The 1,164-nt window shown below is 68.5% G+C and carries 1 protein-coding gene; it reads right to left on the bottom strand.

What is annotated here, in order from left to right:
* On the bottom strand, positions 1–1,095 hold a 1,095-nt coding region (locus AQJ64_RS44695; RefSeq protein ID WP_159060377.1), incomplete at its 3' end, for an ABC transporter permease.
* Positions 1,096–1,164 lie beyond the last annotated feature (69 nt).

Raw genomic sequence — 1,164 nt, 5'->3', positions numbered from 1 at the left:
CGCGCTTCCCGTGCTGCCCTCGCCGGGGAACTCCGCCGCCCACAGGTAGGTGTGCGACAGATAGACGAGGATCGCCGTGATCGCCGCGCCCGCGCCGAGGAGGTGCTTGCGCCACTTCAGGAAGCGGTTCTTCGAGCCCCGGGCGCTCTCCTCACGGGCACTGGCCGCGGTGGTGACCCGGTCCAGCACGATCGCCATCACCACGATCGCCAGACCCGCGTTGAACGCCGTACCGACATCGAGCGACTGAAGCGCCTGGACCACCGTCTTGCCCAGACCCGGAGCATCGATCAGCGCGGCGATGGTGACCATCGCGAGCGCCGCCATGATCGACTGGTTGACACCCATCACCACGGTCCGCTTGGACATCGGCAGGAGGACCTTCAACAGGGCCTGCCTGCGCGTGGCGCCCAGGGAGTCGGCCGCCTCGGCGGTGGTCTCGGGGACGGAACGGATGGCGTGTGCGGTGATGCGGATCGCCGGCGGGGCCGCGTAGATCGCCGTGGCGATCACGGCCGAGGCACCGCCGATCAGGAAGAACAGGGTCAGCGGGGCCAGGTAGACGAAGGTCGGCATCGTCTGCATGAAGTCCAGGAACGGCGTCACGACCCGGTTGAACCGGTCCGACAGCCCCGCCCACACCCCCAGCGGGATCGCGAACAGCAGCGCGACCACAACCGCCGACAAGGTCAGGGCCAGGGTGTCCATGCTCTGCTGCCACAGACCCTGCAAGCCCATGAACGTGAACCCGGCGACGGCCAGCAGGGCAACCCGCCAGTTGCCGACGGCCCAGGAGGCGTATCCGGCGATGCCCACCACCCCGAGCCAGCCGATCTGCGGCACGGGCCGGGCGTCGGACGGCTGGGAGATCAGGTCCTGGATGAAGGTCACCAGGGTGTCGATGACCAGCCGGATCTCGTTGAAGAAGTACAGGAAGAGCGGGTTGGAGTTGCGGTTGGCGCCGATCGAGTCGTTGACGTCGTTGAACCAGCGGTGCAGACCGGTCAGGTCGGCCGCGGCCAGGGTGAGGGTCTGCCTGCCGCGCAGCACGGCGAAGAGCAGCAGCCAGACCACGAGGATCGCGCCGATCACCATGGGCCGGGTGATCTTCCGGGCGGTTCCGACGGGCACGGCCTGTTCGGCCGTCTCCGTCGTGTCCGGCTT

This window comes from Streptomyces griseoruber, assembly GCF_001514205.1.
Lineage (GTDB): Bacteria > Actinomycetota > Actinomycetes > Streptomycetales > Streptomycetaceae > Streptomyces > Streptomyces griseoruber.
The sequence above is the reverse complement of the archived record's forward strand: the minus strand, read 5'-3'. Positions and strand labels throughout refer to the sequence as shown.